This is a genomic window from Pseudoalteromonas sp. P1-26 (genome assembly GCF_001401795.1).
Taxonomy (GTDB): domain Bacteria; phylum Pseudomonadota; class Gammaproteobacteria; order Enterobacterales; family Alteromonadaceae; genus Pseudoalteromonas.
This window is the reverse complement of record NZ_LKDX01000092.1, coordinates 1-4,453: the sequence shown is the minus strand read 5'-3', so window position 1 is coordinate 4,453 and position 4,453 is coordinate 1. Positions and strand designations below refer to the sequence as shown.

Annotated in this window: 4 protein-coding genes; 3 read left to right on the top strand and 1 reads right to left on the bottom strand. The window is 38.9% G+C overall.

The genetic code is table 11. The annotated features are described in order from the left end of the window. Nucleotides 1-176 precede the first annotated feature (176 nt). Nucleotides 177-881 carry a hypothetical protein gene (locus AN394_RS20880; RefSeq protein ID WP_055022485.1) on the bottom strand — a complete coding sequence of 235 codons (705 nt, stop codon included), beginning with the start codon at nucleotides 879-881 and terminating at the stop codon, nucleotides 177-179. 389 nt (nucleotides 882-1,270) lie between these two features. Between AN394_RS20880 and AN394_RS20875 the strand changes: the two genes are divergently transcribed. The 3 genes from AN394_RS20875 (at nucleotide 1,271) to AN394_RS20865 (ending at nucleotide 4,286) form a co-directional block, all read left to right on the top strand. After that, nucleotides 1,271-2,242: a calcium/sodium antiporter gene (locus AN394_RS20875; protein ID WP_055022484.1), complete on the top strand. Its 972-nt coding sequence runs from the start codon at nucleotides 1,271-1,273 to the stop codon at nucleotides 2,240-2,242. 211 nt (nucleotides 2,243-2,453) lie between these two features. Next, nucleotides 2,454-3,134, top strand: coding sequence for a mechanosensitive ion channel family protein (locus AN394_RS20870; RefSeq protein WP_235576289.1), 681 nt, complete (start codon nucleotides 2,454-2,456; stop codon nucleotides 3,132-3,134). Nucleotides 3,135-3,356: 222 nt separating this feature from the next. After that, nucleotides 3,357-4,286 carry a GGDEF domain-containing protein gene (locus AN394_RS20865; protein ID WP_327077787.1) on the top strand — a complete coding sequence of 310 codons (930 nt, stop codon included), beginning with the start codon at nucleotides 3,357-3,359 and terminating at the stop codon, nucleotides 4,284-4,286. The last annotated feature ends 167 nt before the right edge of the window (nucleotides 4,287-4,453 follow it).

The window sequence follows — 4,453 nt, the reverse complement described above, 5'->3', positions numbered from 1 at the left end:
CGGTGTCCAACGAAGCGTCAAAAAAGAAAGGTTAGTAGCTTAGGCTATTATCTTGGAAGCTCGATGCCTTTAGGCGCGAGTAGTTCACATAGTTAATTGTTGAGATTGATGCAGTGCTTTTAGGGCCGATGGATCTGTAACATTCTCTGTGAGTTCATTGTAATACTTAAAAACCTTTAAAAGCTTTGGGCGTTTCTTTTTAGTTGTGACAAAATGTTGTCAGTCAACTTTAACCAATTAGTTTCATATTCCCATGTCTTTTTAAAGTCTGCATCGCTTCTTGAACTTTCAAGCATTTCTCTAAAATCGAAGACATCTGAAAAATTATCAGCCGTAACATCATACCTTCCATAACCTCGGTTTTCAGGCACAATATATTTTAAAAAATTAGATTTAAAATCAGCTATAGTGCTTACCAATTCCTCTGAATTATTTAGCCTTTCTTCTAAGAATTCTTTTTCAAAATCTGTAATTGTGCCTGTCGCTTCTAAAGCACCAGATTGGTTTATAGCGATTCCCCAATTTTTATTGGCCAATGAAGGGTTCTGCCGATTTACATCTGAAAGAAGTGAGTCATAGGGAGACAGCATTTTTTCTACCGCCTTAGGCAGACTACCTCCCGGCAAATATAATTCACCAGTAGCAACAGCTAGCTCATGCATATAGTCATCAACTGTTTTAGTTATGTCTATCTGGCTCGATGTCATCGTCAGCGGTTTGGTATACGTTTGGTTTAGCTCTGGAGGCGCGCTTTCATGATATACGTCATCCGCCAATTTTTTAAGCTCAGTTTCTAAAAGAGCCTTGCCATTTATAGGTGACTCTAAAGTCACATTTTGATTATTAAGTGGTTGCGGTAAACTTCCAGAATTAACCTTCATAATACGTCCCTGATTTAGTGATGTAATTTCATATCGGCCTATTCTGATGATTCTTTACATTCATCGTTTTTTAAAAAAGGCAGCCAAGCTAATTGTATTATTATTAGGGATAGATTATTCTTTAAAAACTTAGGGGAGTAGTCTCTTGCATTTAGCAAGGAAACTGTCAACAGTCTCCGAGCAACATCGCTCGTGGCAGTTTCGAACCGTCTCAGGTTTTGACAAGACTTAAGGCAATGGGTCATTTCGGGCAGAGGTGGTTTATTGCCTTATTATTCCAGTCTGCCCTAAGGGTAAATAATGAAACTACGTCACTGCCAAAGCTCACTTCATTTTGTAAATAGACCTGCCATACGCCTTTCAGGTATTGCTATAGAGGGGGCTCAGTCATGGTTTTAGCTATGACAGCTATTATTGCGGGGTTTATCTTACTCGTATGGAGTGCAGACCGCTTTGTTGAAGGAGCGGCATCTACAGCTGGTCATGCTGGCTTGCCTTCAATTTTAATTGGTATGGTTATTGTTGGTTTTGGGACTTCGGCTCCGGAAATGGTTGTATCAGCAATGGCTGCAAGTGATGGAAACCCTGACTTAGCGTTAGGTAATGCACTTGGGTCCAACATTGTAAATATTAGCTTAATTCTTGGTGTAACAGCCATCATTGCCCCTATCGCTGTTCAGTCTAAAATTGTTAAAAATGAGCTTCCCTTACTATTAGTTGTCGTACTTTTTTTGGGGTATTTGCTGTATGACGGCGCTTTATCAGTGATTGATGCAAGTCTGTTGCTGGGCGGATTAGTCTTGTTCTTAGCATGGTCTGTGTACTCAGGTATGAAATCACCGAGTGATACCCTTAAAACAGAATTTGATACTGAGCTTAAAAGTCACGCCATGTCCTTAGGAAAAGCAATTTTCTGGCTCATCGTGGGCTTAACATTACTCATTATTAGCTCTCGCATACTTGTTTGGGGAGCGGTTGAAATTGCAACTGCGCTCGGTGTCAGTGACCTTATTATCGGCTTAACTATCGTTGCATTAGGGACATCTTTGCCAGAGCTTGCAGCTTCTATTATTGCCGCTAAAAAGGGAGAGCATGACATCGCAATTGGCAATGTTGTGGGGTCGAATATGTTTAACATCTTAGCTGTAATTGGTATCGCTGGTATTATTGAGCCTATCCCTCACATTTCTACAGACGTACTTTACCGAGATTGGAGTGTGATGCTTGTACTTTCCGTCATGTTGTTGGTTATGGCTTACGGTTTTGGCCGACAAGGCAGGGTAAACCGTTGGGAAGGTGGTGTCTTGCTTACTTCTTACATTGCTTACAATGGTTACTTAGTTAACAGCATCATTAACTAGCTTTCGTTATCAAATCATTTAGAAACAAACGCGTATATTATTTATATTTAAAGGGAAATCACCGATGGAAACCATCATAAACTTTTTTTCTGAGCACCAATTACAAATCATAGCGATAGCCAAGAATACATTGCTTACTATTTTCATTTTAATAGGAGCTAGTATTTGCTCAAAGCTACTTAAACGAGCTGTACATAAAGGTGTTTACCGATTGAGCAAGCATGATGAAATCATTACTAAGCTGCTTACCACGCTATCAGGCTATGTGGTTTATTTAATTGCAATTGTGATTATTTTAGATTTATTTGGAGTCAATACGGCCAGTCTTGTCGCACTCGTCGGTGCCGCAGGCTTAGCGATTGGTCTAGCCCTAAAAGATACGCTCAGTAATGTGGCTGCGGGGGTCATGCTACTTTTCTTAAAGCCTCTAAAAAAGGCAGAGTTTGTTGAAGTGTCAAGCTATACAGGGAGTGTAAAAGATTTAGGTCTATTTACCACTGTCCTTGAAACCGCCGATGGTGTTTTTGTGTCAATCCCAAATAGCACGGTTTGGGCAAATGCGATAAAAAACTTTACGAGAAACGAAAAGCGTCGCATGGATATCACTGTGGGTATTTCTTATGGTGATTCAATTGAAGATGGGCTTGCGGCATTAAGGGAGCTTGTTAGTGAAGAATCTCGAATTTTGATTGAGCCAGCCCCTCAGTATTTAGTCCACACATTAGCAGATAGCTCTGTGAACTTGCAGCTTCGTGCTTGGGTCGCTACACCACATTACTGGGATATATATTGGCAAACACAGCGTAAAATTAAAGATAAAGTGGAGAGCAAAGGGATTACTATTCCGTTCCCTCAACGTGATTTGCACATAATAAACGGCGATAAAAAATAATGAAAAACCTCGCTCAGTCCTAGCACGTTTCTCTATGATAGAGTGACAGGACTGGGCCTTTGCTTGAGAGCATAGCTCGCGTGTAATAATTTAAAAACAGAATTTACTATGCTCAAATATTGGTATAAAAACATTCCAGCACACCACAATAGTCCTGAGCTATTTTGGCGAAGCCGTTTGATCGCCCATTCTTTATTGATATGTACTGTGTAGTTCTTTGTACTGACTGTTATCAATATCTTTAAATTCAACAGCTATGAACTCGCTTTGCTTGATGCGGTTGGGCTAACTTTGTCTATTTTACTATATGTTTGGTTCATTAAAAGCTCAAAAATTAAAGCGGTTTCATGGGCTGTGGTGTTATTGATTAACAGTTTAATACTGACATTTATTATCTCAATTAACGGCGCGGCCTATTCATTATTTTGGGCAACATTAATTCCTCCATTTTCATTTTATTTAGTAGGTCGAAATTGGGGAAGTTTACTTAGTGCGTTTGCTTTTGCAGTGTGTGCTTTTATAGTTTATGAACACTCACAGAATCCGGAACCTCTTAAAATTGGCCTTGGCTCTGTTTTTAATATTATTGAAGTTGCCATTGCTCACATTGTCTTATTTCGTTTCTATGAAAAAACTCGGTTTGCTGCTTATGATACGTTGGCTGAGAAAAATCAGCTTATTAAAAAACTCGCTGAAACCGATAAACTCACTGGATTGTTTAATCGAGAAAAACTAGATAGAACGCTTTCAAGTTTACTAAAAAGCTCGAATTTTGGTTTCATACTACTAGACATTGATTATTTTAAAGAAATAAACGATACCTATGGTCACTTGGAAGGCGATAAAGCGCTTGTCATTGTTTCAAATAAATTAAAGTCAGTATCTCCAAGTAAAGCGTTATGTGCTCGTTGGGGTGGCGAAGAGTTTGTAATCATCATTGAAGGGGCAACCTTAGATGAAACAAAAGAGATTGCAACGACCATTATTACAGATATAAATGGTATTTATTTTCACGAAAAAAGATTGTCAGTCAGCTGTGGAGTGACGGTCAGTCGTATTGATGATAATACGTTGACAGTAATTGAACGTGCTGATTCAGCTTTATATCGTGCAAAGGAAAATGGCAGAAACCGGATTGAGTGCATACTTTGATATCATTTAAATTTTTTCTAACTCACTTTTCAAAAACGATTTAGAAGAAGATTTCGGGGCAAATACTTTAAACTGTATTAGTGTGATTACCAAGGGATACTGACGGTATAAGTACCAAGCGATTTTGACGTAATCACACTATCAATGTTGCCGAGCTTCGGCAAGTT